Genomic DNA, 26,527 nt, shown 5'->3' with positions numbered 1-26,527 from the left:
CACGCAAAAAATACCCCAGCACGCGGATTTGCGCGCCGGGGCCTACACCTAATCGCTGCATCTCAATGCCACGAGCACTCAACGCAGCCGCCGGAAAAAGGTTCCCGGCCGCCTTGGCGCCCCATTCAGCTCGCGGCCGCGGCGATCTTGTGCCCCGGGCTGGCATCGCCGTGGCCGTGCTCGTCGCCGCGGCTGACCTGCGGCGGAAGCCCGGCGAAGCGCCGCAGGGCTTCGGCCATCTGCACCCGGCCCGGCACGCCGGTGATGATCACGTCGACCATCGCAAAGGACGAGTGGAAATGGCCGCGTGCCTTGAGCTGCTCGACCGGGACGCCGGCGGCGGCCATCGCCTCGGCGTAGGCGATGCCTTCGTCGCGCAACGGATCGAACTCGCAGGTGACGACGAAGGCCGGCGGCAGGCCCGCGACCTTGCCGCGCAGCGGCGAGACCCGCGGATCGGTGCGGTCGGCCGGCGAGCAGTAGAGGTCCCAGAACCAGTACATCAGCGAGCGCGTCAGGAAGTAGCCTGTGGCATTGTCGTTGTAGGAGGGCCGGTCGAACGTGCAGTCCGTCACCGGGCACACCAGCAGCTGGCCGGCGATCTCCGGCCCGCCGCGGTCGCGCGCGAGCTGGCAGGTGACGGCGGCGATGTTGCCGCCGGCGCTCCAGCCGGCAACCAGCACCGGGCCCGGCTTGCCGCCGAGCTCGGTCGCGTGCTCGGCGATCCAGCGCGCTGCCGCATAGCCATCTTCGGCCGCGGTCGGGAAGCGATGCTCCGGCGCGTGGCGATAGCCGACGCTGACGAAGATCATCCCGGTCCGCCGTACCATGTCGCGGCAGAACGGCTCGTCCGACTGCTCGTCGCCGAGCACCCAGCCGCCGCCGTGGAAATAGACCACGACCGGATGCGGCCCCGGCGTTGCCGGCTTGTAGACGCGATACGGCAGCGGCCCGTCGGCGCCGGGCAGGGTGCCGTCGACGATGTCGCCGATCGGCCGTCCCGCAGGCCGGCCCTTGTTGAACTCGTCGACGAAGGCGCGCGCACCGAGTGCGCCCATCGACTCGATCGGCGGCAGATTCAGCGACGCGAGCAGGTTCAGCACCAGCCGCACGTCCGGCTGCAACTTCACCACCTCGCCGTCATTGCTTTGCGCGGCGCCATTCGGTCCGGTCAGCTTGAAGCCGAGCATGCCGCGGCTCGTGACCTCGTCGCAGATGCTGCGATAGGGGCCGACGCCGCCGGTATAGGGCATCAGGCCCTGCACCTTGCCGGGCACGTTCGCGCCTGTGTACCAGGTGTTGGCGAGCCGGTGCAGCGTCACCATCGAGCAGTCGGCCATGTGCCGGCCCCAGCCGGCCTGCGCCGTCTCGGTCGGCTCGATCGTGGTGAAGCCGGCGTCGCGCAACGCTTTGAGGCGATCGACGACCCAGTCGACATGCTGCTCGATCGACACCGCCATGTTCGACAGCACCGACGGACTGCCGGGTCCGGTGATCATGAAGAAGTTCGGGAAGCCTTCGACCGTGAGGCCGAGATAGGTTTGCGGCCCCTGCGCCCAGACATCGGTGAGCGACTTGCCGCTACGCCCCGTGATCGGATGCACGGCGCGGATCGCGCCGGTCATGGCGTCGAAGCCGGTCGCGAACACGATCACGTCGACGTCGACATTGCGCTTGGCCGTCGTGATGCCGCCCGCCGTAATTGCCTTGATCGGTTCCTGGCGCAGATTGACCAGCGTGACGTTCGGCCGGTTGTAGGTCGCGTAGTAATTGGTATCGAGGCAGGGGCGCTTGGCGCCGAACGGATGATCGTGCGGCGTGAGTGCCGCGGCGGTCTCGGGATCCTTGACGGCGGCGCGGATCTTCTCGCGGATCAGGTCCTGGACGATCCTGTTGCCGTCGACATCCACGGCCTGGTCGGCCCAGAGCTGCGTCAGGATGTGGACGAGGTCGCCGGCTGCCCAGGCACGTTCGAACCGCTCGCGACGCTCGGCATCGCTCAATTGCCAGCTCACGACGGTTTGCTGCGGATAGGGCACGCCGGCCATCGACTGACGCGCCTGCTCGCGATAGGCGGCACGGTCGCTCTGGAAAAGGTCCATGCGATCGGACGGCGCCGGGCCATTATGCGCCGGCAGCGCGAAATTCGGTGTGCGCTGGAATACGGTCAGATGCGCGGCCTGCTCGGCGATCAGCGGGATCGACTGGATCGCTGACGAGCCCGTGCCGATCACGGCGACGCGCTTGCCGGCGAAGTCGACGCCGTCATGCGGCCAGCGTCCGGTGAAGTAGACCTTACCCTCAAAATCCTTGACGCCGTCGATCTCCGGCGGCTTCGGCGCCGAGAGGCAGCCCGTGGCCATGATGTAATGGCGGCAGGAGACGTGCGCGCCATTGTCAGTGGTGAGCTGCCAGCGCTCCGTCGTTTCGTCCCATGTGGCTGCCCTGACCTTGGTGTTGAAGCGAATGTCGCGCCTGAGGTCATAGCGGTCGGCGACGAAGCCGAGATAGCGCAGGATCTCGGGCTGGGTCGCGTATTTCTCCGACCAGGTCCAGGCCGTCTCGAGCTCCGGATCGAAGGTGTAGCTGTAGTCGATGGTCTGGATATCGCACCGCGCGCCGGGATAGCGGTTCCAGTACCAGGTGCCGCCGACATCGCCGGCCTCGTCGAGGGCGATCGCCTTGAAGCCGGCCTTGCGCAGGCGATGCAGGAGATAGAGGCCGGCAAAGCCGGCGCCGACCACCGCGACATCGACCTGCTGGGCGGTTCCACTCGCCGCTTCGGACTCACGTGTGGCGACCATTGCGTCAGGCATGGCATTCCTCCCGTGTATCTTGTTTTGCCGGCAGGCTATCGCTGCAGGTTCAGCTTGTCATCAGGGCAAGTGCAATCTTTGGTGGTCGTTGGCGACGCCATCGTGGCCGCGCGAAGGTGGTGGCGATACACGCGCCGCGATGCACAATCGCCGGGATTCTCCGGGGTAATCAGACCACATCCTTCTGTGTATGCTTGCGCTTACAAGCCACGCGTACCCAGGGCGTCATGACCGAGTTGAGTGAGCGGACGAAAGCGAACATGGACGTCGTCCTGGAAGAGACGTGCCGCCAATTGCCGCACGGCGGCGATCATGACAGCCGCAAATTCATCGCCGAGCGCCTGATCGAGGCGGCGCAGTCGGGGCACTCCACGCTTGGGGAGCTCGGCATCGTCGCTCGCCGCGCATTGGCGGACATCATCGCCAAGGGCGGTTAGCCTGGTGCCGCGGAGCTTGCTTCGTCGAGGGCCGCAGACGTAACCTGCCGGGAACCTTTTCGCGCATCGAGATCCCCAAGATGCGGTCCCTGCTTGCGCTCGCTGTGGCCTGCTCACTCTTTTGCTGCGACGGTGCGGCCGTCGCGCAGGCGGTCGGACAGTTCCCGTTCGCGCTGACGCGCGAGGGGCAGATGCTCGGCGCCGTCGAGGGCGAGGTGGCGTCGTTCAAGGCGCTGGCCTACGCGGCAGCGCCGGTCGGCCCGCTGCGCTGGCGCCCACCGCAGGCAACGGAAGAGAATTCCGAGATGCGCACCGCCTATGAATATGGTGCGCCGTGCCTTCAGCCGTCGCGGCCCGATACGAGCGAGGATTGCCTCACGCTCAACGTCTTCCGCCCCTTCGGGGTCGACGGCCCGCTGCCGGTGATGGTGTTCATCCATGGCGGCGGCTTCGTCAGTGGCACCGCGAATGATCCGCTGTTCGACGGTGCAAAGCTCGCGCAGGCGGGCCTCATCGTGGTGACCGTCAATTATCGCCTCGGTGCGCTCGGCTGGCTGACGCATCCGGCGCTGTCGGAAGGCGGCTCCGGCAATTACGGCCTGATGGACCAGATCGCGGCGCTGCATTGGGTGCATGACAACGTCGCGGCCTTCGGCGGCGATCCAGGCAACGTCACCCTGTTCGGGAGCGGCGCGGGCGCGACGTCGATCGCGCTTCTGATGCTGTGCGCGCAATCGCGCGATCTGTTCCAGAAAGCCATTCTGCAATCGCTGCCCGGCCGCGCCCGCCTGCGCTCAGCGCAGGAGGCGGAGGCCGTGGGCCGGCAATTTGGGGCGGCGCTTGGGCCGGAGGCGGATTGGCGCGTCGCTGCGCCGGCGCGGCTGCTTGCTGCCGAACAAGGCCTGCTCGCCACATCCGCACGCAGCTTCGCGCCGGCGATGGATGGACGCCTGGTGACGGAGGACGTGGCAGCGGGATTTGCGGCGAGGCACGAGAGCCGCATTCCCCTCATCATCGGCTCCAATGACGACGAGACGCGTTTCGATGGCGAGCCGGAGATCAAGGAGACGCTGGCGTCCTCGGGCGAGAGCAGCGACGAGCTGCGCAGGCTTTATCCCGACATCGCGAGGCCGTGGGAGCGCGCAGCCAAATTCCATACCGACAAGGTCTTCTCCGAGCCGGTCAGATTGCTCGCCCGCCTCCATGCGGCCACCGGCGCACCGACGTTTCGCTATCGCTTCGCCTACGTGCCCCAAGCCCGGCGCCAAAACCCCGACGAAGGCCACGGGCGCGAATTGCAGTTCATCTTCGGCGCGGAAGGCGTGCCCGGTGCGGGAATATTCTCGCGAGGGGATCGCGAGGTCGGAAGCCGCATGCGCGCTTACTGGATCAACTTTGCAAGGAGCGGCGATCCCAACGGCCCTGACTTGCCGCGTTGGGACGCGGCCGCAGACCGCGATCGGCTGCTGCTGATCACGAACGATCGCATCGCGAGCGGAGACGACCCCTGGATGGAGCGTCTCGACCGCCTCGCGCGTTAGAAAAATGAGTTGGATTTAGGCCGCGAGCTCGACCCGGGGCGCCGGGCTCAGCCGGTCTTCTTCGAGATAGTCCATCGCGCCATCCTTCTCGACGGCGTAGAACTGCTGGCCGTCCTTCGACCTGTAGGCGGCGCGAACGACGCCGCGGCGGCCCTTGTCACTGTTGACGACATCCCCCAGCGCAAACTTCTTCATCTCACGTCTCACTTGTCTTCAGGCCGATTCCTTCGGCCCGCCGCGATTTTGGGCGGCAAATCGTTAACGACTTGCTAACCATGCCGGTTTGCCTATGCTCGCGGCCGTTGGCGCGGGCCGTTCGCACGCGCATGTTGTCTTTGAGCCGAGCTCGCATCCATGACGCGATTCCCGACCCTCTTCCTGTCGCATGGCGGTGGTCCCTGGCCGTTCATGGAGGACCGGCGGGTGCAATATGCCAGGACCGCCGAGGAGTTTGGTCGGCTGCCGCAGCTTCTCCCCGCGAGGCCGAAGGCCGTGCTCGTCATCTCAGGTCATTGGGAGGCCGACGCTTTCACCGTCTCCACCTCGGCGCAGCCGCCGATGGTGTACGACTATTACGGTTTCCCCGAGCATACCTACCACCTCAAATATCCGGCGCCGGGCAAGCCCGAGCTCGCGATGGAGGTGAAGGCGCTGCTCAAGCACGCGGGCCTCGATTGCCGGGAGGACGCCAATCAGGGTTTCGATCACGGCACCTTCGTGCCGCTCGGCCTGATGTATCCGAACGCCGACATGCCGATCGTGCTGCTGTCGCTGAAGTCGAGCTACGACGCGGCCGAGCACATCAAGGTCGGGCAGGCGATCGCGCCGCTCCGGGATGAGGGCATCCTGATCGTCGGCAGCGGGCTCACCTATCACAACATGCGCGGCTTCAATCGGCCCGAGTCCAAGCCGGTGTCGTATGATTTCGAGTCCTATCTGAACGAGGCGATCGGCAATCCGGATGCGGCGCGCCGCAACGCGATGCTGGTCGACTGGGAGAACGCCCCGAGCGCGCGCCTGGCGCATCCCCGTGAAGACCATCTGCTGCCCCTGATGGTGGCCGCCGGTGCCGCCGGCAGCGACGTCGGCAAACGCGTCTTCGTCGACGAGGTCGCCAACGTGGCGATGGCGTCGTATGTGTTTGGATGATGATCTCTTCTCCCTCTCCCGCACGCGGGAGAGGCGAAGAAAGCCTCATCCGTATTTCAGCTTCATGAACAGGATGCCGCCGGCGAGCACCATGGTGACGGCGTTGGCGGCGACCAGCGGGGCGTCGCCGGAGAGCAGGCCGTAGACCAGCCAGAGCGCCAGGCCCAGCACCATGATCAGGAACATGCCGAGCGAGATGTCGCGCGCCGAACGGGTCTTCCACACCTTGATGACTTGCGGCGCGTAGGCCACGGTGGTGCAGGTGGCGGCAGCAAAGCCGATCAGCTTGATGACGAGGGGTTCCATGCCGGCTCTATAGCATGGATTCGACGTCGGTCATGCCGGGTGGCGCGCCGCCATGAGATCGCGATAGAGCGCGGCATAGTCGCCGGCGCGGTTGCGCCAGGAGACGTCGGTCGCAAGACCGCTTCTTTGCAGCCGGCGCCACGTCACCTTGTCGTGGAAGGCGGTGTTGGCCTTGCGCAGCGTGCCGGCGAGGGCATCCGCCGTGACGGGGGCGAACTTGAATCCGGTGGCATCGTGGTGCGATGTGTCGGCCCCGCCGATATCGACGATGGTATCCTCGAGGCCGCCGACGCGCGCGACGATCGGGACGGCGCCGTAGCGCAGCGCGCAGAGCTGCGTCAGCCCGCATGGCTCGAAGCGCGACGGCACGATCAGCGCGTCCGAGCCGGCCTGGACCAGATGGGCCAGCACCTCGTCATAGCCGACCATGACCCCGATGCGGCCGGGATTCGCGCGCGCGGCGGCCTGATAGCGATCCTGGAGATCGCGGTCGCCGCTGCCGAGCAGCGCGAGCTGCATGCCTTCGCCCAAAATGGTCGGAATGGCTTCGAGCAGGAGATCGAGCCCCTTCTGCCAGGACAGGCGGCTGATGACGCCGAGCAGCGGCGCCTCGTCCGAGGAATCGAGATTGAACTGCTGCTGAAGCACCGCCTTGTTCGCAGCCCGGAACGTCAGGTCCTCCGCGCCGAAGCGGTAGGCGATGTGCGGATCGGTTTGCGGATTCCACACCTCGATATCGATGCCGTTGAGGATGCCGCTCAGCACGCTTGCACGCGCACGAAGCAAGCCACCGAATCCCATGCCGCCTTCGTCGCTCTGGATTTCCTGCGCATAGGTCGGCGACACCGTGGTGATACGGTCGGCGAATTGCAGGCCGGCCTTCAAAAAGCTGATGCCGCCGAAATATTCGATCTCGTTGACGCTGAAGGAAGACCAGGGCAGGCCGATCGATCCGATCAGCTCGGACGCGAACTTGCCCTGATAGGCCATGTTGTGGATGGTCATCACGGTGCCGGGCCGCGGCCGGCCATCATAGTGCAGATACGCCGGCGCGAGCCCCGCCTGCCAGTCATGGGCGTGCACGACATCGGGCACGAACGCCGGAACGAGGCCGTGGCCAATATCGGCGGCGATGCGCGACAGCGCGGCAAAGCGGATGCCGTTGTCCGGCCAGTCGACACCCTCGGCGGTGACGTAGGGGTTGCCCGGCCGTGCATAGAGATGCGGAACGTCGAGCACGAACAGATCGAGCCCGTCATGCGAGCCCGCGAGCAGGCGTCCGGGGCCGCCGAAATAATCCGGCCAGCGCCGGATTTCGTCGGCGCCGGAGAGCAACCGCATCACGTCGGGATAGCCCGGCATCAAGGTGCGCATCTCGACGCCATGCCCCTTCAGCGCGAGCGGCAGCGCGCCGGCGACATCCGCGAGGCCGCCGGTCTTGACGATGGGATAGACTTCAGAGACGACCGCGAGGACGCGAACAGGCGTCATGTATTGAGCCTGTCCAGCATCGTCTGGGTGATGAGCGAAATGCCCTGCTCGGTGGTGCGGAAGCGCTTCGCGTCGAACTCGGGATCCTCGCCGACGACCAGCCCTTCCGGGATCTCGACGCCTCGGTCGATCACGACGTTCTTCAAGCGCGCCCCGCGGCCGACGTTCACGTAAGGCATGATCACGGCGTTCTCGACATTGGCGTAGGAATTGACGCGCACGCCGGTGAACAGCAGCGAGCGGCGCAGCGCCGCGCCGGAGATGATGCAGCCGCCCGAGACCAGCGAGCTCACGGCCTGGCCGCGGCGGCTGTCCTCGTCGTGGACGAATTTGGCCGGCGGCGTGATCTCGGCATAGGACCAGATCGGCCAGGCGCTGTCGAACAGGTCGAGTTCCGGCACCACGTCGGTGAGATCGATGTTGGCGGCCCAATAGGCATCGACCGTCCCGACGTCGCGCCAATAGGCGCGCGGGTCACTGCCGGAACGGACGCAGGAGGTCGAGTACTGGTGCGCGATGGCGCGGCCGTTCTTGACAAGGTAGGGGATGATGTCCTTGCCGAAATCGTGGTTGGAGTGGGGATCCTCGGCATCGCGCTTGAGCTCGTCGAACAGGAACTTCGCGTTGAACACGTAGATGCCCATGCTGGCGAGCGAGACGTCGGGCTTGCCCGGCATCGGCGGCGGATCTTTCGGCTTCTCCAGGAACGACTTGATCCAGCCGTTCTCGTCGATATGCATGATGCCGAAACCCGAGGATTCGGCGCGCGGCATCTCCAGGCACCCGACCGTCACGTCGGCGCCGCTCTCGACGTGCTGGCGCAGCATCACCTCGTAGTCCATTTTATAGATATGGTCGCCCGCGAGCACGACGATGAAGCGGCAGGCATGGGATTCGATGATGTCGATGTTCTGGTAGACCGCATCCGCCGTGCCGACATACCACATGCTCTCCGAGACGCGCTGACTTGCGGGGAGGATGTCGAAGCTCTCGTTGCGCTCGGGGCGGAAGAAGTTCCAGCCCATCTGCAGATGCCGGATCAGGCTGTGCGCCTTGTACTGGGTCGCGACCGCGATGCGGCGGATGCCTGAATTCACCGCGTTCGACAGCGCGAAATCGATGATCCGGGACTTGCCGCCGAAATAGACGGCGGGCTTGGCGCGCCGGTCGGTCAGCTCCAGAAGCCGGCTGCCGCGTCCGCCGGCTAGGACGAACGCCAGCGCCTGACGGGCAAGTGGCTCAGGTCTCGCGGCACTCATGTCATCCTCCCACAACTCTGGCGCTCGCGAGAAGCCTCCCGGCCGCGCACATTGGAACCGATAGTAATGGCACGAATAGTAAATCGTGAAGGTGGTTGTTGGTTGCGAATGCACGGGAAGCTTAATGCTTTGCCGGGTGATCGGGCCACAGGCGCCGTCGTGCCGGTGTCACAAGGCGCAGCAGCGTCCGTCCTGCACCGGTTGGACAAAACGGAGGCATGCGTCTTGTGCGGTGCACGCAAATTCGAGGCCGGATTCGAAGCTTTGACTTCGCGCAATAATGCCCGATCATGGCGATGCGATCCATGTCCAAGCGAAACGTCAGACAGGGAGTAAGACGATGAGGATCTGGAAAACAGCAATTGCCTGTTCGCTGGCCGGCGTGGTCACGGCCGGCGAAATTCAGCAGGCGGCGGCCGCCCCGCTGCCCACGAACGTCGCGACCATGAAAGCCGCGGCCGGCGATGATGTGACGCAGGTGCATTGGCGCGGCGGTGGTTGGGGATGGGGTCTCGGCGGCCTCGCGGCCGGCGCGATCATCGGCGGCGCCATCGCCAGCGGCGGACCTTATGGCTATTATGGCGGCGGCCCATACTACGGTGGCTATGGCTATCCGGGCTACGGCTACGGCTACGCGCCGGCCTATTATGGATATGGCGGGCCGTATTACGCGCGTCCTCGGTATTACGGCTACAGGGCCTACCGCCCGTACTATGGCCCCCGCTACGGCTACTATCGGCCATATCGAGCCTATCATCGCGGATATTGGTGATCGCACACGCCGGCAGGGCACCCCGATCAAGCGGGGTGCCGGCTGTGCGAGAGCGCTCCGGTGTTTGCGCCGCTCGCGGAACGCTGAAAGCAGGCGGCCCGGTCGCGCGGCGCGCGGCGAGAGTCCCGATCCGGCACGCTGATGTGGACATGCGCGGCTGCGAAAATCCCGATGCAGATCGCGGCGATGATCGCGATCCCGATGCACCATTCAAGCGGTCCCGAGCTCATGGCAGCGCGATGGCGTTGATGAGGTCGGTCCCGGACAGGCTCGGGCCGGCGTACGCAAAATAGATGGCAGCGAGGAAGAGGCGGCTGAGGACGGTGACGCTCAAGATGACCCTGAGGTCGTAACCGCGTATGGCAATTGGGAGATGCGGGATTGCCTGGGGGTTCAAAATGCTCATGGCCAACTCCTTGCCAAAATTCGGGCATCAACTGCCCGTCGACTGAAATGACGTCACGATGAAAAGTCGGTCCGGCACCTTGCCGGCGTCTCAGACATGAACAGGGCGATGCTAGTGCCGGCGCAAGGCGCAGGTCTTTAGCGCGTCCTTACATTTGGCTGAGCTTTCGCTTAAGATCGGGGAATATCCGGAGGTGGAAGCCGTGCGTAGAGACGCGCTTACCTTTGGTGAATTCCGGCTCGATCGGGCCAACGCGCTATTGTGGCGAGGAGCGGAGCGGGTCGCGCTGCCGCCGAAGCCGTTCGAGGTCCTGTGCTGTCTGGCCGATCGTCCCGGTGAGCTCGTCACCAAGGAAGAGTTGCTCGACGCGGTCTGGTCCGATCTCCACGTCAGCGAGTCCAGCCTTGCCGTCGCCGTCAACGCGCTCCGCGCGGCACTCGGCGACGACAGGCAGTCCCCCAACTATATCGAGACGGTCCCGCGGCGCGGCTATCGCTTCATTGCGGCGGTCGCGACCGCCGAATTGCGTGCGATCGAGCGGGCGGCTGACGTGGAGGGGGCTTCCGCCGCGGAGCAGGCGATCGATCGACGCCGGCAATGGCGGGTCGGGCGCTCCGGGGCCCTCGAGATGCTGGACAAGGCGCTGCAACTCGCGCGTACCGGACAGCGCCAGATCGTCTTCATCACCGGCGAGGCGGGGATCGGCAAGACCACCCTCTTGCAAATGACGCTCGACAGGATGAACCGGCAGGGACTGGGCGTGCTGCACTGTGGCTGCAACGAATTGTTCGGCACCCATGAGGCCTTTCTTCCACTGATCGGAGCGCTGAACGAGTGTTGCCGTCGAACCGATGGAGCATCGCTGCTGGCTTCCATACGCGAGCACGCGCCGACCTGGCTCGCGCAAATGCCCGGCTTCCTCGGCGAAGCAGACCGGGCCGCATTCCAGCACGAGGTCTTTGGCGCAACCCGCGAGCGCATGCTGCGTGAATTTGCCGATCTCATGGAACATCTCGCCGCCCGGCGACCATGGGTGATCGTGCTGGAAGACCTGCATTGGAGCGACTTTGCCACCGTGGATGTGCTCTCGCGCCTTGCGCGCCGGGATGGGAAGGCGGCCATCCTCGTGTTGGCCACCTATCGGCCGATGGAAGTCGCCGTGGGCGGACATCCCGTCCGCGCGGTTCACCAGGACCTGCGGATTCACGGATACGCCACCGAGCTCGCGCTCGACCGACTGACCGACATCGACGTCGAACGCTATCTTTCCCTGCGCTTCAACTCCGCCGATTTCGCCAAGGAGCTGGTCCAGCGCATCTTCGCGCGAACCGGCGGGCAGCCGTTGTTCGTGACCTCACTCATCGATCATCTCGTGGCGCAGGGCGCGCTCGTCGAGAGCGACGCAGGCTGGCGGCTGGTCCGCGAAGACGCAGCCTCGCAGGACAGCATGCCGCGCGATCTGGAAGGAATGATCAAGCAGCAGATCGATCATCTCACTGCGGACGAGCGCTGCCTGCTCGAAGTCGGAAGTGCGGCGGGTGCGGAGTTTTCCGCGCTCCATATCGCAGGCGCCCTCGACCGTTCCGTGCTGGACGTCGAGCAGATGTGCGAGGACCTGGCGCGGACCGATCGCATCCTCCTCGTCGACGGCATGACGGAGTGGCCGAGCGGAGACGTCTCCGGGCGTTACGCGTTCCAGCACGCGCTCTACCAGGAGATCCTGTACCAGCGGCTCGCGCCCGCGCGCCGTGCGAAAACCCATGCACTGCTCGGGGCGGGGCTCGAGCAGGGATATGGGCTGCAGGCTCCGGAGATCGCCGCCGTGCTCGCCCGCCATTTCGAACTGGGCCGCGATTTTCTGAAGGCGATGCACTATCTGGGCGCTGCCGCCGAGGGCTCGGCGCGGCGATTCAGCACGCGCGAGGCGGCGAGCTATCTCTCCCGGGCCTTGGATCTGGTGCCGCATTTGCCGCCGGAGTTTCGGGTGGCAACACGTCTGAAGTTGCTGCTTCAGCGCGCCTGGGCCTGGCGGGCCAGCGGAGATTTCCTGAATTCCCTGCAGGATCTCAGCGCAGTCGTCGCGCATGCGGCGGAGAATGGGCACGTGCGCGAAGAGGTGAACGCACTGGTCGACCTCAGCCGGTTTTGTCTTTACGTCGACCGGCGCCAGAGCCTGCCCGTCGCCGAACAGGCCCTCGTGAAGAGCCGTGCGATCGATGACGCCGCGTTCAGCGCGCTGGTCCAGGGGAACGTTGCCAATTTGAAGCTGATGCTCTGCGGCTGGGACCGCGAGAACGCCTCCCTTGCCGAGCAGGCCTCGGCACTGATCACGGGAGAGCAGGACCTGAGCATGCGGCTGCGACGCTGCTCGATGGAGATGGTGCTGGAGTTCCTGCGCGCGAATTATCCGGCCTGCTGCGACGCGACGACCAGGGGCAAGGAGCTCGCCCGCGTGGTCGGTGACGTCTATCTGTTCGTGCTCTATGAAGCCGTCGAGGCCTTTGCGCAGATCTATCTCGGCGAATGGGGGCGGGCGCAGAGAAACGTCGCCTCCGCGTTGGCCATCTCGGAGCGGAATGCAAATCCGCAGGCCATCGCGCTGTGTCACCTCACCATCGGATGGCTGTACTCCGAGGCCGGGGAATACGGGAGCGCGGCGCGGCGTGCGGAGGATGCGCTCGGTGGGATGATCGAGGCCAATCCGTTCACCTTCTTCGTTGGCAGGAATTTGCTGGCGCGAGCTTATGTCAGGATGGGCGACCTGGCGCGGGCACGGCAGCATCTCGATGCGATGGAGCGGCGAATGGAGATCGACCGCGTGCCGATGGAGTCGCTGGTCATTCCCCACTATCTGCTGACTTGCTGCGACTATTGGATCGCGACCGGCGATCTGGATCGCGCCCGCAGTTCGGCCGGCCAGTTTCACGAGGTGACGAGCGCGGCACCCGACCGCCCGTTTCTCGCGCTGTGCCACGAGGTCATGGCAAGAATGGCGATCCTGAAGCAGGATGCGCAACTCGCCGGCGAACATTTGGCGACGGCAATTTCGATCGTCCGCCGCGCCAGGCTGCCGCATGCCGCCTGGCAGGTCTATCGCACGGTCGCGGTGCTCTATGGGAGCCTCGGACATGCGCAAAGGGCCGCGAAGTGGCGGGACCGCTCCCGCCAGGTGATTGCGTCGCTGGCCGAGACGCTCGATCCCGGCGATCCGCTGCGGTCGGCATCCTTTTTCGACGCCGGCCGGGACGCCGGCCCCGATATTGCGGGACCATGATCGGTCTCAATCCGGCAGGTCCGCGATCTGTCGCGGTTCTCCGGGTTGCTGCTTGATGATGTATTGATTCTGCTGCTGCCGCAGCGTGCGGGAGGCACGGTAAGCGTCCCGGCGCAACCGCATGATCGAGCCGAGCGGCTGATGTGCGGCGAGGCATCGCCATGGATCGAACGACAGCACCTCGTCGGAATAGACGCGACGCGCAGGACTGTCGGCGGTCTGGCGCGGAAGCGTGATCTTGCCGAGCGCTTGCGGCGGCGCGACGTCCTCGGGCCAATCGATCGAGGCGTCTTCGATCGGTGTCCGCTCCAGGTCGGTGCAGAGCTGGGCGAACAGTTCGTACTCGGCCGCATTGTCCCTGAAGAAGGCAACGACGTTGTCCAGCACGGCATGATCGGCGTCGTGGCAGGGCTGGCCGGTCAGCCGGCGGACCGAGGCCGAGATCGGCACCAGGCGAAGCCTTGCAATATAATCGCCAAACCGCAGCGCTCCCTCCGTGTGAAAGGTTTCTCCGAGAATGTTGCTGCCGGCATCACCGAGCGCTTTCAAGACGATCGGGATCGGAATGCCTGTCCTGTCCGACGCGGCGACCAGGACGCGCGCGACAAAGCCGATGGGTCCGTACGCCAGATCCGGCAGGATCAGGCTGCTCTCGACCTTGTGCTGCGCGTGCATATAGCTCATCGCGTCCGCAAAATAGCTGGGATGATTGACGAGCAGGAGATCCTGGTTCGTCGAGCCGTCGTCGCCGAGCGCCTTGGGTCCGGTCACGCCCAGGATCTTGATGGCAAATCCGCGCGGCGAACGTACGCGGTCGCTCCTGTTGAATGCGGTCGAGAGCCGTACGATGATCGGGAAGTGGCCGGCCTGTTTGAACAGGCCCTGACGCAGATGATCCGGCAAGTCGTCGTAAACGATCAGCTCGCCGCGGAGATAACCGGCGCCCTTGGCGTGCTGCTGCCGGGTGCCGTGCCCGTCCTTCGCGAAGCTGCGGGCACTCGTCCGCGAGATCGAGGCAACGATCGCCTCGACGGCCTCCGCTTCTTCCGGCCGGACTTGTTCGACGGACGGGTCATAACGAAGATACTGACCGGCTGACATGGCGCTGATCTCCAGCCCGCGCGTCGCCTTCCCATTGCAAGCGTCGACGGCCGCAGGGCGGTTCCCACTGTAAACCCGCCCGGTTCGAATCGGCAATCTGCACGAGCTGCTGTTGCCTGCACGAGCCGTGGAATGAGGCATCCCGTTACCGACGAGATCACAGGGTCGATGCTAGGCCAACGGTGTCTCCCAAGTCCTTATGGGCTCCTTATGTTGTCCTGATCTTTCCCTTAAGGCCGGCTCCGACGCTGCGGTCCGAGCCGGCACGCGGCGACTCTGCTTGCGTCTACAGGGAGAGCCACACGATCAGGCACATGCAGGTGAAATGCGCGAGCACGATCGTGGCGAGATGCCGATCGAACCCGCCACCAGTGCGATAGCGCGTCGAAGACGCGCGTAAGCGCGCTTGTGGTGATGCGCTGCGTCCGGGGCACGAGATCTCACAAGCTGTTCAAGCATCCGTGAGACACAGGTGCGCCATCTAATCCGACAGCCATCCTCGAAACATTCCTTCTGCGTTCCAGCCTCTCAACAATACCGACATTGCTATTTGCGCCACCTCCCTTGCACCGCGCCCCGCCCTCGCAAAAATCAACCAGACGACCACATCGGGAGACCGGCCATGGGCCTGCAAGTAACAAAAATCGAGTCGCTTCCCTTCGTCACTGCCGAACTCAACTATCTCGCGCCCGTTTCGGGCAAGCCGCGCACCTATGCTTTCGATCCGCCGCCGGGCGAGCCGAAGAGCACCTCGCTGCCGGAGCCGCACCAGGTTCCGATCTTCGATGGGCGGCTGATCGCGAACAATTTCTCGCTCGATCGCGAGGGCTTTGCGCTGGTGCGCCATCCGAACCAGGTGAAGGACTTTTACAACGAGGCGGAGATCAAGGCGGTCTACTATCCCGCGGTCGAGGCGTTCCTGCGCGCAACGCTGAAGGCTGACCGCGTCGTCATCTTCGACCACACTGTACGCAAGCGCGTCGAGGGCGCCCCTGACATCCGCGACGGTGGCCCACGCCAGCCTGCGACGCGTGTTCATGTCGATCAGACCGACATCTCCGGCGCCAACCGCGTGCGCGAGCATCTGCCTGACGAGGCCGAGGAGCTGCTGAAGGGCCGTGTGCAGGTGATCAATCTCTGGCGGCCGATCCGCGGGCCCTTGCAGGATTCACCGCTGGCGGTGGTGGATGGCACCACGGTCGCGCCCGATGATCTCGTCGCTTCCGACCTGATCTATCCCAATCGTCGCGGTGAGACCTATTCGGTGAAGTACAATCCGAACCATCGCTGGTTCTATTTTCCGGAGATGACGCCGGACGAGGCGCTGCTGCTCAAATGCTACGATTCGGCGACCGACGGCCGCACCCGCTTCGGGCCGCATACTGCCTTCGTCGATCCGACCACGCCCGCCGATGCCGCGCCGCGCGAAAGCATCGAGGTCCGCACACTGGTCTTTCACAAACAGTAACAATGTGTGATGGCACTGCCGGGCGCGCCCGGCAGTGCTCCGGGAACTTAGCGGAACAAATCCACGTTTGCAGCTCCGGGTAGGGCCAAACGGGAGCGGTGCCGTGCGAGCACAGCTGACTCTATTGTTTTGTATAGCCACTTTCTCGCTTTCAGCTTTTTCCGTTGCACACGCCGAGAGCGGGCTCGCCTCCTATTACGGATACGGAAAAGCCGGTAAAGGCGGCGAGCTGACCTGTGCTCACCGCACGCGTCCGTTCGGCAGCGTGCTCAGGGTGTCCTACAGCGGGCGCTCGATCCAGTGCCGCGTCAACGATCGCGGCCCGTTCATCCGCGGCCGGATCGTGGACCTCTCGGTCCCCGCCGCCCGCGCGCTCGGCATGATGAGCGCCGGCGTGGTGCGGGTCTCGGTGGAATAGGCCTGCCGTCACGCTATAGTGCCGCCCAAAGCAAGGGGGCGCTATGAGCAGGATCAGGGTGGGACTCGTCGGCTGCGGCTTCGTGTCGGAGCTGCACATGTATGCGTTCCGGCGCGTCTACGGCGTTGACGTCGAGGTCGCAGCGGTGGCCGCGCGCGGCGATCGCGTCGTCGCATTCGCGGGGCATCACGGCATTCCGCGCGTCTATCGCAGCTTCACTGATCTGATCGCGGACCGCGAGCTCGACGTCATCGACATCTGCACCCCGCCCAATCTCCATGCCGAGATGATTGTCGCCAGCATGCAGGCCGGCAAGCACGTGATCTGCGAGAAGCCGTTCGCAGGCTATTTCGGCCGTGACGGCGACCCGCAGCCGATCGGCAGGCATGTGCCGAAGGCGCTGATGTATGAGCGCGTGCTGGAGGAGATGGACGCCACCCGGGCCGCGATCGAGCGCACCGGAAAACTGTTCATGTATGCCGAGGACTGGATCTACGCGCCGGCCGTGACCAAGACCGCGGAGATTCTCAAGGCCACCAAAGACAAGATCCTGTTCATGAAGGGCGAGGAGAGCCATTCCGGCTCCCACGCCGCGCATGCCGCGCAATGGGCGATGACCGGCGGCGGCTCGCTGATCCGGATGGGTTGCCATCCGCTCTCGGCGATCCTCTATCTCAAGCAGGTCGAGGCGAAGGCGCGCGGCGAGACCATCCGCGTTGCCAGCGTCACCGGCGATGTCGGCAATGTCACGGCTAACCTGAAGCCGGAGGAGCGCACCTACATCAAGGCCAACCCGGTCGACGTCGAGGACTGGGGTACGCTGACCACGACGTTCTCGGACGGCACCAAGGCCACCGTGTTCTCCGGCGACATGATCATGGGCGGCGTGCGCAACCTGGTCGAGACCTATACGTCAGGCGGCTCGCTGTTCGCCAACATCACGCCGAACAACCATCTGATGAGCTACCAGACCTCCGAGGAGAAGCTCGCCAGCGTCTACATCACCGAAAAGGTCGACCGCAAAACCGGCTGGCAATATGTCTGCCTCGAGGAGGAATGGACGCGCGGCTATTTGCAGGAGATCCAGGACTTCATGGAATGCGCCGCGACGGGCCGCCAGCCGCTGTCGGACCTGGCGCTGGCGTATGAGACGATCAAGGTGAACTACGCGGGGTACTGGGCGGCGGAGGAGGGGCGGAGGGTGGTGTTGTAGGACTATCGCGTTCGCGGAAGCGGCGCTCTCTTACCCTCCCCTGGAGGGCAGGGGAATCGCATGTGGCTCTAAGGCATTGCGATTTGGAGAGAAATCGATTCTGAAGGTGGCTCCCGGAGTTGGAGAGGGCGACCGATGGATCGATTTTCGGAGTGCTTCGAAGACCTGCCCGACCCGCGTGCGGACAATGCGCTGCACGACCTGACGGAGCTTTTGTTCATCGCGCTGATGGCGACGTTGTGCGGAGCGACGAGTTGCACCGACATGGCGCTGTTTGCGCGGCTGAAGGCTTATCTTTGGCAGGACGTGCTGGTGCTCAAGCATGGCTTGCCGAGCCATGACACGTTCAGCCGAGTGTTCCGCATGCTCGATCCAAAAGCATTCGAGGCGGCATTCCGCCGCTTTATGGAAGCCTTCGCTCAAGGCGCGCAGATTGCACGGCCGCAAGGCGTGATCGCGTTGGACGGCAAGGCGCTGCGGCGTGGCTACGAGAGCGGCAAAAGCCACATGCCGCCGGTGATGGTGACGGCGTGGGCAGCGCAGACGCGCATGGCGCTGGCCAACGTTCTGGCGCCGAACAACAACGAAGCCGCCGGCGTTTTGCAACTGCTCGAACTCTTGCAACTCAAAGGCTGCGTCGTGACGGCCGATGCACTGCATTGTCACCGAGGGATGGCCAAGCAGATCGTGACGCAGGGCGGCGACTACGTGCTGGCGGTGAAGGAGAACCAGCCCGCCCTGCTGGCTGACGCCAAGGCCGCGATTGCCGCAGCGGCGCGCAAGGGGAAGAAGCCGGTTGCTACCGCCGATGCAGACCATGGGCGTAAGGAAAGACGCAGCGCGCTTGTCGTGCCCGTCAAAGACATGGCCGAGAAACATAACTTTCCCGCCCTCAAAGCTGTCGCCCGGATCACCAGCAAGCGCGGCAAGGACAAAGCTGTCGAGCGCTACTTCCTGATGAGCCAAAACTACAGTCGCACACAGGTTTTGCGCATCGTTCGCACCCATTGGACCATCGAAAACGGCCTGCACTGGCCGCTCGACGTCATCCTCGACGAGGATCTGGCCCGCAACCGCAAGGACAACGGTCCTGCCAACCTTGCCGTCCTCAGGCGACTTGCCCTCAACGTCGCCAGAGCTCACCCCGACAGCACCATCTCCTTGCGTCTCAAGCTCAAGCGGGCCGGCTGGAACGATGCCTTCTTCTTCGAACTCCTCGGCCACATGCGATAGCCCTGCCCTGGAGGGGGAGGGTCGATCGCGCGCAGCGCGAGCGGGGTAGGGTGATCTCTCCATTCGAACAGTGCCCGTGTTGAGAGATCACCCCACCCCGCTACGCATTCCGCTTCGCTGCATGCGTAGCGACCCTCCCCCTCCAGGGGAGGGTAAGAACCGCAGGCCGCGATGCACGTGCTCACGCCCCGTAAGTCGATCCCTTTGGCAGCGGAAACACCGGGTCCTGCGTTCTGATGTTGGTCGGCCACACCACCGAGATGTGCTCGCCGGCGTTCTGCATCACCACCGGGGTCGAGCGTTCGTTCTGGCCCGACATCGGCGTGCCCGGCGGGAAGAATTTCACGCCATAGCCCTGGATGGTGCCGCCGGCGGGAATGTCGACGTCGAGCGCCGCCTTGCGAATGGCTTCGGGCTCGAAGCTGCCGTACTTCTCCTTGGCGACCGGCAGCACGTTGTTGAGCAGAATCCAGGTCTGGTTGAACCCCATCGAGCAGTGCGGCGGCACGTCGGTCGCGCCGGTCTTGGCCTGGTAGCGCGTCACCATGGTCTTGGTCAGATCGCCGATACCCGGCGCGAGCTTGGCCGGATCCAGCAGCTGCGCCGGCACCGGATCGATGTTGCAGAAATTGTCGATGTCGGGGCCGAAGGTGGCGCGCAGCTTGTCGAGCTGGCTGTAGCCGGCGCCGGCGCCGAACAGCATCTTGAAGCGCAGGCCGCTCTCGCGGGCCTGGCGCAGGAACAGGGTGATGTCGGGATTGTAGCCGGCATGCGAGATCACGTCGGCCTTGGCGCGCTTGATCTTCGTGACCAGCACCGAGAGATCAGGCGCGGAGGCCGAATAGCCCTCGCGCAGCACCACCTGGATGCCGGCCTGCTTGGCATAGGCCTCGTCGGCGGCGGCGACGCCGACGCCATAGGGGCCGTCCTCGTGGATCAGCGCGACCTTGACGTCCTTCGGATCCATGCCGAGCTTGCCTTGCGCGTGCTCGGCGAGGAAACCGGCGAAGGCCTGCCCGTACTGGTCGGAATGGATCTGCGCGCGAAACACGTATTGCAGGTTTTTGTCCTTGAACACGGCGGTCGAGACCGCTGTCGTGATCCAGAGGATCTTCTTCTGCTGCTCGACCTTCGCCGCCATCGGCACCGCGTGCGCGCTGGAATAGACGCCGTTGATGATGTCGATCTTCTCCTGGCTGATCAGCCGCTCGGCCTCGTTGATCGCGACATCGGCCTTGCTCTGCGAGTCCGCCGCGACCGGCACGATCTTGGTCTTGCCACTGACGCCGCCCTTCTCGTTGACGAGATCGATGGCGATCTGCGCGCCGACCGACGAGGCGACCGAGCCGCCCGCGGCGAAGGGACCGGTGAGATCGTAGATCAGGCCGATGCGCAAATTCTCGGCTTGCGCCTGCGCCCGCGTCCAATCGAGGCTGAGTGCGGCGGCGGCAGCCGCCGAGCTCTTCAGCAGCTGCCTGCGTGAAGTCGGCATCCTATCCTCCCTCAAGACCGTTTGTTGATTGGGCTTTTTGCGAAGTATGGGGAGCGGGGAGGCGGAAAGTCAACATGGCGAAAGTCGGGGTGTATCCTCCCGCGGCCGAACGCAAATGCGAAATGAGTGGCGTGACCGCGCGCTACTGCTTCAAGCGGCGGGCCAGATAGCGCGCCGTCTTGCCGCCGCCCGCCGAGACCTGATCCGGCGTGCCCGCTGCGACGATGTGGCCGCCCTCGTCGCCGGCGCCGGGGCCGAGGTCGATGATCCAATCGCTGTAAGAGACGACATCCATGTCATGCTCGACCACGACCACGCTGTTGCCGGCATCTACGATCCGATCCAACTGGGCGATCAGCCGCTCGACATCGCGCGGGTGAAGTCCGGTGGTCGGCTCGTCCAGGACGTAGAGCGTGTGGCCACGTTGCGGACGCATCAGCTCAGTCGCCAGCTTGATGCGCTGGGCTTCGCCGCCGGACAGTTCGGTGGCGGATTGGCCGAGGCGGATATAGCCGAGGCCGACCTCGCGGACGACTGACAGCGACCGGTTCAGCGTTGCATCGTCGCGGAAGAAGGCGAGGGCCTCATCGACGCGCATTGCCAGCACATCGGCGATGGAGTTTCCGTCGATCTTCACTTCGAGCGTCTTGTCGTTGTAGCGCGCGCCCTTGCAGGTCGGACAGGGCGCATACACGCTGGGCAGGAACAGAAGCTCGACGCAGACGAACCCTTCGCCCTCGCAGGTGCTGCATCGGCCTTTCGCGACGTTGAACGAGAAGCGTCCGGCATCGTAACGGCGCGACCTGGCCTGCGATGTTGCCGCGAACAGCTTCCGCACATGGTCGAACAGGCCGGTATACGTTGCAAGGTTGGATCTCGGCGTGCGGCCGATCGGCTTCTGATCCACCACGACGAGGCGATCGACCAGGTCGAGGCCTGCTACAATCTTGCCGCCCAACGTCTCGATCGTGGGGGCCAGGCTGTCATCATCGGCATCCGGGGCAAGTGTGTGGCCGAGATGCCCGGCCACGGTGTCGACGAGGAATTGGCTGATCAGGCTCGATTTGCCGGAGCCCGACACGCCGGTGATGCTGGCGAGGACGCCCAAGGGGATGTCGACGTCGAGGCTGCGCAGATTGTTGCGGGTCACACCCCTGAGCTTCAGATGTGCCTTCGGCTCGCGGCGGACTGTCGGCAGCTTCTTGCGCGGATGCGCGAGATAATGGGCGGTTCGCGATTGCGCGATGTCGCCGAGCCCTTCTGGCGGCCCGCTATAGAGGACGAGTCCACCGCCGTCGCCGGCGTCGGGGCCGACATCGACAAGCCAGTCGGCATGCCTGATCACCTCGATCTCGTGCTCGACCACGAAGATCGAATTGCCGGCGCGCTTCAGCCGGTCCAGCGCACGCAACAGCGCCTCGGTGTCCGCGGGATGAAGGCCAGCCGATGGCTCGTCGAGCACGTAGACGACGCCAAACAGGTTCGACCGGACCTGGGTCGCCAGCCGCAGGCGCTGCAACTCGCCCGGCGACAGTGTCGGCGTGCTGCGTTCGCAGGCGAGATAGCCGAGGCCGAGATCGAGCATGACGGCCAACCGCGCCGACAGATCCTCGCAGATGCGTCGCGCGACGACGGTTTTCTCTGACTTGTCAGTCGATGTTCTTGCGAATGGCTTGATCAGCTCGTGCAGTTGCTTGAGCGGCAGATGCGACATCTCGGCGATATTGAGGCCGGCGAACTTGACCTTGAGCGCCTCGGGCTTCAGCCGCGTGCCATGGCAGGTCGGACAGTCCTGCGTGATCATGAATTGCGCGACGCGACGCTTCATCATCGCGCTCTCGGACTTGGCGTAGGTCTGCATCACGTAGCGCTTCGCGCCCGTGAACGTGCCCTGGTAGCTCGGCTCTTCCTTGCGGCGCAGCGCGCGTCTGACTTCGGCCGCATTGTAACCGGCATAGACCGGGACGGTCGGCTGCTCCTCGGTGAACAGGATCCAGTCGCGCTCCTTCCTGGGCAGTTCGCGCCAGGGCCTGTCGACGTCGTAGCCCAGGGTCGTCAGGATGTCGCGGAGATTCTGGCCCTGCCAGGCACTCGGCCAAGCCGCAATGGCGCGCTCGCGGATCGTCTTGGTGTCATCGGGCACCATCGACTTCTCGGTCACGTCGAGCATCCGGCCGATGCCGTGGCAGGTCGGACAGGCGCCCTCGGGTGTATTCGGCGAGAACGACTCCGCATAGAGCGTTTGTTGTCCCCGCGGATAGTCGCCGGCGCGGGAATAGAGCATCCTGAGCAGGTTCGAGATGGTCGTCACGCTGCCGACGGACGACCGCGTCGTCGGTGCGCCTCGCTGCTGCTGTAGCGCGACGGCGGGCGGCAGGCCCTCGATGTCGTCGACTTCGGGGATTTGCATCTGGTGGAAGAGGCGCCGCGCGTAGGGCGACACCGACTCCAGATACCGTCGTTGCGCCTCCGCATAGATCGTCCCGAAGGCGAGCGATGATTTTCCGGAGCCCGATACGCCCGTGAACACGACGAGGGCGTTGCGGGGAATGCGGACGTCGATGTTTTTGAGATTGTGCTCGCGCGCGCCCCGGACATGAACGAATCCGTCGTCCTGCATCAGGCTGTCGGATTGTCTCGGTCGATCGTCCATCTGGCTCCTCCGGCCCCGTGGGGGAGCGGCATAGCATGTCTTGCCGCAAGAGCAGTTTCGGCGAGAGACTAACCAGCAAATCGCTGGATGGGTCCTCCGATGCCAGCATAACCAAATGTCATGGGTGGCCTAGCTCGCGTAACCCCGTTCCAGGGATTGTCGCTGCCGGTGCCGGTCCAGCGCCAGATGAACGAGCCGCGTCAGCAACTCGCCATAGGGCACGCCCGAGGCTTCCATCATCTTCGGATACATGCTGATCGACGTAAAGCCGGGCAGGGTGTTGATCTCGTTGAAGCAGAACTCGCCGGTCCGCCGGTCGAGGAAGAAATCGACACGTGCGAGGTCGCTGCATTCGAGCGCCGCGAAGACCTGCACCGCGAGCGCGCGCACGCGCTCCATCTGTGCGGCGTCGAGCCTGGCCGGAAGATCGACGCGGGCGCCGTCGGGATCGAGATATTTGGCCTCGTACGAATAGAACTCGTGGTGGGCGTTGGGATTGAGCTCGCTGGCGAGGCTCGCGAACAGGGGCTCGCCATCGAGCACCGCGACCTCGATTTCGCGGGCGTCGATGCCCTGTTCGACCAGCACCTTGACGTCATAACGAAAGGCATCGTCGAGCGCCGCGTCGAGCGCATCCCGCGTCTTGACCTTGTGGATGCCGACACTGGAGCCCATGTTGCATGGCTTGACGAAGACCGGCAGGCTCAGCCCCTCGATCGCCTGCGCCAGAGATGACGCGCGATCCCGTACGAATGCCTTGCGGGTGAGCACGCGATAGGGCGCGACCGGAACGCCGGCGAATTCGGCGAGGCGCTTGGCGACGTCCTTGTCCATGCTGACGGCGGAGCCGAGAACGCCCGATCCGACATAGGCGACGTCGGCCAATTCCAGCAGGCCCTGCATCGTGCCGTCCTCGCACAGAGGCCCATGGATCACCGGAAAGACGACGTCGATCTCGAGCGGGGCAGTCGCGCTTGCGGAAATCGGGATGAGAACGCCGCGTCCATCGGGTCCTCTGGCGAGCCGCATCTCGGGCGCTTCGGGCAGGATCGGCAAGGCGGCCGCCTGCGCCTGATCGATCGTACCAAGGTCGTTCCATTGCCACCGCCCGGTCTTGTCGATCGAGACCGGGATCACCTCGAAGCGCGCACGGTCGAGATGCCTGAGCACGGAGGCGGCCGATTTCAGCGAGACCTCGTGCTCGCCTGACCTGCCACCATAGAGAACAACGACGCGAATTTTGTCTGCCATGGCTCAATTATCACGCGCTCCGCGCGGGAGTCACCTCTGTTGCTCCCAAGCTCGTGCCGCGAGGAGGCGATCAAAATAATTCGGCGCCGGCAAGGCCTGCCGGCGCCGCGTCGCAATGGCTCCGCCTTAGCCGGGTCCTGCGCCCTGCGTTGCCGTGTACACCGCGTAGAGCGACTGGCTCGCGGCCATGAACAGGCGGTTGCGCTTGGGGCCGCCGAAAGTGATGTTGCCGCAGACTTCCGGCAGGCGGATGCGGCCGAGCAGCTTGCCATCCGGCGACCACACCGTCACGCCGTTATAGCCGACGGCGCGTCCGGCATTGCTTGAAGCCCAGACATTGCCGTTGACGTCGCAGCGCACGCCGTCGGGTCCGCACTTCACGCCGTCGATCACGCAGTCGGAGAAGCGCTTCGGGTTGGAGAGCTTGTTGTCGGCTCCGACGTCGAACACGAAGATCTCACCCTTGCCGCCGGGCCCGGTGTCGCCCGGTCCCTTGCCGGTCGAGGCGACGTAGAGCTTCTTGTAGTCGGGCGAGAAGCACAGGCCGTTCGGATCGGGCACCTGCTCCTCGGTGACGACGAGGTCGATGCGGCCGCTGGGGTCGATGCGATAGCAGTTGGTCGGCAACTCGCGCTTGCCCGGTGCGAAGCCGGCCGGCTGTCCGATCCGCGGATTGAGCTTGCCGCCGGAATTGCTCGGGCCGCCCGCCACGTCGGGCTCGCCCTCGTAGAGCTGGCCGCCATAGGGCGGATCGGTGAACCAGTAGCTGCCGTCGGGATGCGCGGCGATGTCGTTCGGCGAATTCAGCTTCTTGCCCTGATAGGAGTCCGCGAGCACCGTGGCGGTGCCGTCATGCTCGTAGCGCGTCACCCGCCGGGTCAGATGCTCACAGGAGAGCTGGCGGCCCTGGAAGTCGAACGAGTTGCCGTTGGAGTTGTTGGAGGGCGAGCGAAACACGCTGACGCGCCCGTCGTCCTCGCTCCAGCGCATCTGGCGGTTGTTGGGAATGTCGCTCCACAACAGATACCGGCCCTGCGCGCTCCAGGCCGGACCTTCGGCCCACAGCAGGCCGGTGTAGAGACGCTTGATCGCGGTGTTCGGCTGCGCGAGATCGTTGAAGGACGGATCGACCGCGATGATGTCGGGATCCCAGAAATAGGTGGTCGGCGCACCGTTCGGACCGAAGTCGCGCGGCGGGGTGGTGATCGTCGTCGGCGGTGCGGCGGGGCCGGTCTGGGCCAGCGCGGGGCCGGCCATCGTGGCGGCTGCGCCGAGCGCGAGCCCCCGCACGAGTGTTCGTCGTGAAAGCGCAGCATCCTGGTTACGCAGCTCTTGGTCACGAGCCGCGTGGTCACCAGCCTCTTGGCGTGTCATCGCATCCTCCCGGTCATGTTCAGCTGGCCGGTTGATCCGGCCGAGCGGGTGCAGGTTAGTCCGGTCCGCAGCCGGTTGCGAGGGGCAGGTCCGCATCCTCTGCGCGACGCCTGAGATGCAAAGGCTGGAACACGGCCGCATTGCGGCTGCCGGATGGCGAAGCGGCAATTCGTTCCGACTGTGGCAGTTAACCGGAATCGGTTTTGGGGGCTGTCAAGCCTTGACCTGACGCGCGGGGATGGCAGAACACTACAGGGGCATAAGCTGGAGCTCATTGTGCAAGGTGTCGTCGTACTGGTGATATTGCTTGGGATCGCGTTTGCGGCCGGCTATTTCACGCGTGGCTACATGTCCCGGAAAAGGCGCGAGGAAGCGCGCCGTTGGCGGAGCTATGCTGAGCCCGATTGGCTCCGCGCAAGGCCGCCTGCCAACACCAACGAGGTCACCGCCATCAACCAGATGGCGCCGCCGGCTCCGGCCAATGGCGAACTCGGTCAGATGCTGGATCGCTGGGAGAACCGGGCACGCGCCCGCCGTGCCGGATAGCAGCCGAACGACTGCGATCCGCACGCAATCCCGCAATCAGGTCAGTTCCCCTGACCATCTTTTGGCGTTGCAGATGCGCCCGTTTCTCGTCTAGAAACGGCGCATCGAGCCTCCCGGCAACCAACCGTCAACGGTTTTGACCGAGGATTTGAGGGCTCAAAAGGGTCTGGCAATGCTGATTCGCGGCCAAATTGATGGGATTTCGGGGGAGGTGGCTCTGGCCGCCGCCACGATCCCGGCCGCGCTGCTGCCCACCCTCCTTATCGGCGGGCTTCTTCTTACCTGCCCCTGAGAGCCGGCTGGGCGCTACGCGCCTGGGCACTCAGG

The 26,527-nt window shown here is 64.9% G+C and carries 21 protein-coding genes; 10 read left to right on the top strand and 11 right to left on the bottom strand.

The window, feature by feature from the left end; all coding sequences use genetic code 11:
• Positions 1-125 precede the first annotated feature (125 nt).
• Positions 126-2,816 carry a flavin-containing monooxygenase gene (locus tag I3J27_RS27830; RefSeq protein WP_270162075.1) on the bottom strand — a complete coding sequence of 897 codons (2,691 nt, stop codon included), beginning with the start codon at positions 2,814-2,816 and terminating at the stop codon, positions 126-128.
• Positions 2,817-3,043: 227 nt separating this feature from the next.
• Between I3J27_RS27830 and I3J27_RS27825 the strand changes: the two genes are divergently transcribed.
• Positions 3,044-3,253 carry a hypothetical protein gene (locus I3J27_RS27825; RefSeq protein WP_270162074.1) on the top strand — a complete coding sequence of 70 codons (210 nt, stop codon included), beginning with the start codon at positions 3,044-3,046 and terminating at the stop codon, positions 3,251-3,253.
• 80 nt (positions 3,254-3,333) lie between these two features.
• Positions 3,334-4,794, top strand: a complete 1,461-nt coding sequence (locus I3J27_RS27820) for a carboxylesterase/lipase family protein (RefSeq protein ID WP_270162073.1) — start codon at positions 3,334-3,336, stop codon at positions 4,792-4,794.
• Positions 4,795-4,809: 15 nt separating this feature from the next.
• Here I3J27_RS27820 and I3J27_RS27815 read toward each other — a convergent pair whose 3' ends face one another.
• Positions 4,810-4,989 carry a hypothetical protein gene (locus I3J27_RS27815; RefSeq protein ID WP_270162072.1) on the bottom strand — a complete coding sequence of 60 codons (180 nt, stop codon included), beginning with the start codon at positions 4,987-4,989 and terminating at the stop codon, positions 4,810-4,812.
• 159 nt (positions 4,990-5,148) lie between these two features.
• Here I3J27_RS27815 and I3J27_RS27810 point away from each other — a divergent pair, with 159 nt between their 5' ends.
• Positions 5,149-5,943, top strand: coding sequence for a DODA-type extradiol aromatic ring-opening family dioxygenase (locus I3J27_RS27810; RefSeq protein WP_270162071.1), 795 nt, complete (start codon positions 5,149-5,151; stop codon positions 5,941-5,943).
• A gap of 45 nt (positions 5,944-5,988) precedes the next feature.
• Here the strand turns inward: I3J27_RS27810 and I3J27_RS27805 are convergent, their stop codons facing one another.
• The 3 genes from I3J27_RS27805 to glgC are packed head-to-tail and all read right to left on the bottom strand — an operon-like array spanning position 5,989 to position 8,999.
• Positions 5,989-6,249: a SemiSWEET transporter gene (locus I3J27_RS27805; RefSeq protein WP_270162070.1), complete on the bottom strand. Its 261-nt coding sequence runs from the start codon at positions 6,247-6,249 to the stop codon at positions 5,989-5,991.
• Between the two features lie 30 nt (positions 6,250-6,279).
• The gene (gene glgA / locus I3J27_RS27800; protein WP_270162069.1) at positions 6,280-7,740 is read right to left on the bottom strand and encodes a glycogen synthase GlgA; all 1,461 of its coding nucleotides are present in this window, start codon (positions 7,738-7,740) and stop codon (positions 6,280-6,282) included.
• Positions 7,737-8,999, bottom strand: a complete 1,263-nt coding sequence (gene glgC, locus I3J27_RS27795; protein WP_270162068.1) for a glucose-1-phosphate adenylyltransferase — start codon at positions 8,997-8,999, stop codon at positions 7,737-7,739. Before glgC ends, glgA begins: the two co-directional genes overlap by 4 nt.
• 340 nt (positions 9,000-9,339) lie before the next feature.
• Between glgC and I3J27_RS27790 the strand changes: the two genes are divergently transcribed.
• The gene (locus tag I3J27_RS27790; protein WP_270162067.1) at positions 9,340-9,771 is read left to right on the top strand and encodes a hypothetical protein; all 432 of its coding nucleotides are present in this window, start codon (positions 9,340-9,342) and stop codon (positions 9,769-9,771) included.
• Positions 9,772-9,997: 226 nt separating this feature from the next.
• Here the strand turns inward: I3J27_RS27790 and I3J27_RS27785 are convergent, their stop codons facing one another.
• Complete coding sequence (locus I3J27_RS27785; protein WP_270162066.1) at positions 9,998-10,177, bottom strand: hypothetical protein; 180 nt, start codon at positions 10,175-10,177, stop codon at positions 9,998-10,000.
• A gap of 202 nt (positions 10,178-10,379) precedes the next feature.
• Between I3J27_RS27785 and I3J27_RS27780 the strand changes: the two genes are divergently transcribed.
• A complete protein-coding gene (locus I3J27_RS27780; RefSeq protein WP_270162065.1) occupies positions 10,380-13,451 on the top strand; it encodes an ATP-binding protein in 3,072 nt (1,023 codons plus the stop codon).
• Positions 13,452-13,457: 6 nt separating this feature from the next.
• Here the strand turns inward: I3J27_RS27780 and I3J27_RS27775 are convergent, their stop codons facing one another.
• A complete protein-coding gene (locus I3J27_RS27775; protein ID WP_270162064.1) occupies positions 13,458-14,552 on the bottom strand; it encodes a catalase family protein in 1,095 nt (364 codons plus the stop codon).
• A 622-nt stretch (positions 14,553-15,174) separates the two neighbouring features.
• Between I3J27_RS27775 and I3J27_RS27770 the strand changes: the two genes are divergently transcribed.
• From I3J27_RS27770 to I3J27_RS27755, 4 genes are all read left to right on the top strand, one after another.
• The gene (locus I3J27_RS27770) at positions 15,175-16,020 is read left to right on the top strand and encodes a CmcJ/NvfI family oxidoreductase (RefSeq protein WP_270162063.1); all 846 of its coding nucleotides are present in this window, start codon (positions 15,175-15,177) and stop codon (positions 16,018-16,020) included.
• Positions 16,021-16,123: 103 nt separating this feature from the next.
• Positions 16,124-16,438 (top strand): septal ring lytic transglycosylase RlpA family protein, encoded by a 315-nt coding sequence (locus I3J27_RS27765; RefSeq protein WP_270162062.1) that lies wholly within the window; start codon positions 16,124-16,126, stop codon positions 16,436-16,438.
• A gap of 43 nt (positions 16,439-16,481) precedes the next feature.
• The gene (locus I3J27_RS27760; RefSeq protein WP_270162061.1) at positions 16,482-17,651 is read left to right on the top strand and encodes a Gfo/Idh/MocA family protein; all 1,170 of its coding nucleotides are present in this window, start codon (positions 16,482-16,484) and stop codon (positions 17,649-17,651) included.
• Positions 17,652-17,786: 135 nt separating this feature from the next.
• Complete coding sequence (locus I3J27_RS27755; RefSeq protein ID WP_270162060.1) at positions 17,787-18,884, top strand: ISAs1 family transposase; 1,098 nt, start codon at positions 17,787-17,789, stop codon at positions 18,882-18,884.
• 181 nt (positions 18,885-19,065) lie between these two features.
• On the opposite strand, the gene I3J27_RS27750 is transcribed toward I3J27_RS27755, so the two are convergent.
• The 4 genes from I3J27_RS27750 to I3J27_RS27735 all read right to left on the bottom strand — a co-directional run bounded on the left by I3J27_RS27750 (position 19,066) and on the right by I3J27_RS27735 (position 25,654).
• Positions 19,066-20,376 (bottom strand): ABC transporter substrate-binding protein, encoded by a 1,311-nt coding sequence (locus I3J27_RS27750; protein ID WP_270162059.1) that lies wholly within the window; start codon positions 20,374-20,376, stop codon positions 19,066-19,068.
• Positions 20,377-20,518: 142 nt separating this feature from the next.
• Positions 20,519-23,029, bottom strand: a complete 2,511-nt coding sequence (gene uvrA, locus I3J27_RS27745; protein ID WP_270162058.1) for an excinuclease ABC subunit UvrA — start codon at positions 23,027-23,029, stop codon at positions 20,519-20,521.
• A gap of 129 nt (positions 23,030-23,158) precedes the next feature.
• Entirely contained in the window at positions 23,159-24,280 is a 1,122-nt protein-coding gene (locus I3J27_RS27740; protein ID WP_270162057.1) for a D-alanine--D-alanine ligase family protein, read from the bottom strand.
• A 126-nt stretch (positions 24,281-24,406) separates the two neighbouring features.
• Positions 24,407-25,654, bottom strand: coding sequence for an SMP-30/gluconolactonase/LRE family protein (locus tag I3J27_RS27735; protein ID WP_270162056.1), 1,248 nt, complete (start codon positions 25,652-25,654; stop codon positions 24,407-24,409).
• 276 nt (positions 25,655-25,930) lie between these two features.
• Between I3J27_RS27735 and I3J27_RS27730 the strand changes: the two genes are divergently transcribed.
• Entirely contained in the window at positions 25,931-26,200 is a 270-nt protein-coding gene (locus I3J27_RS27730; RefSeq protein WP_270162055.1) for a hypothetical protein, read from the top strand.
• Positions 26,201-26,527: the final 327 nt, after the last annotated feature.

The organism is Bradyrhizobium xenonodulans (genome assembly GCF_027594865.1).
In the GTDB taxonomy this organism is placed as follows: Bacteria; Pseudomonadota; Alphaproteobacteria; order Rhizobiales; family Xanthobacteraceae; genus Bradyrhizobium; species Bradyrhizobium xenonodulans.
The sequence above is the reverse complement of the archived record's forward strand: the minus strand, read 5'-3'. Positions and strand labels throughout refer to the sequence as shown.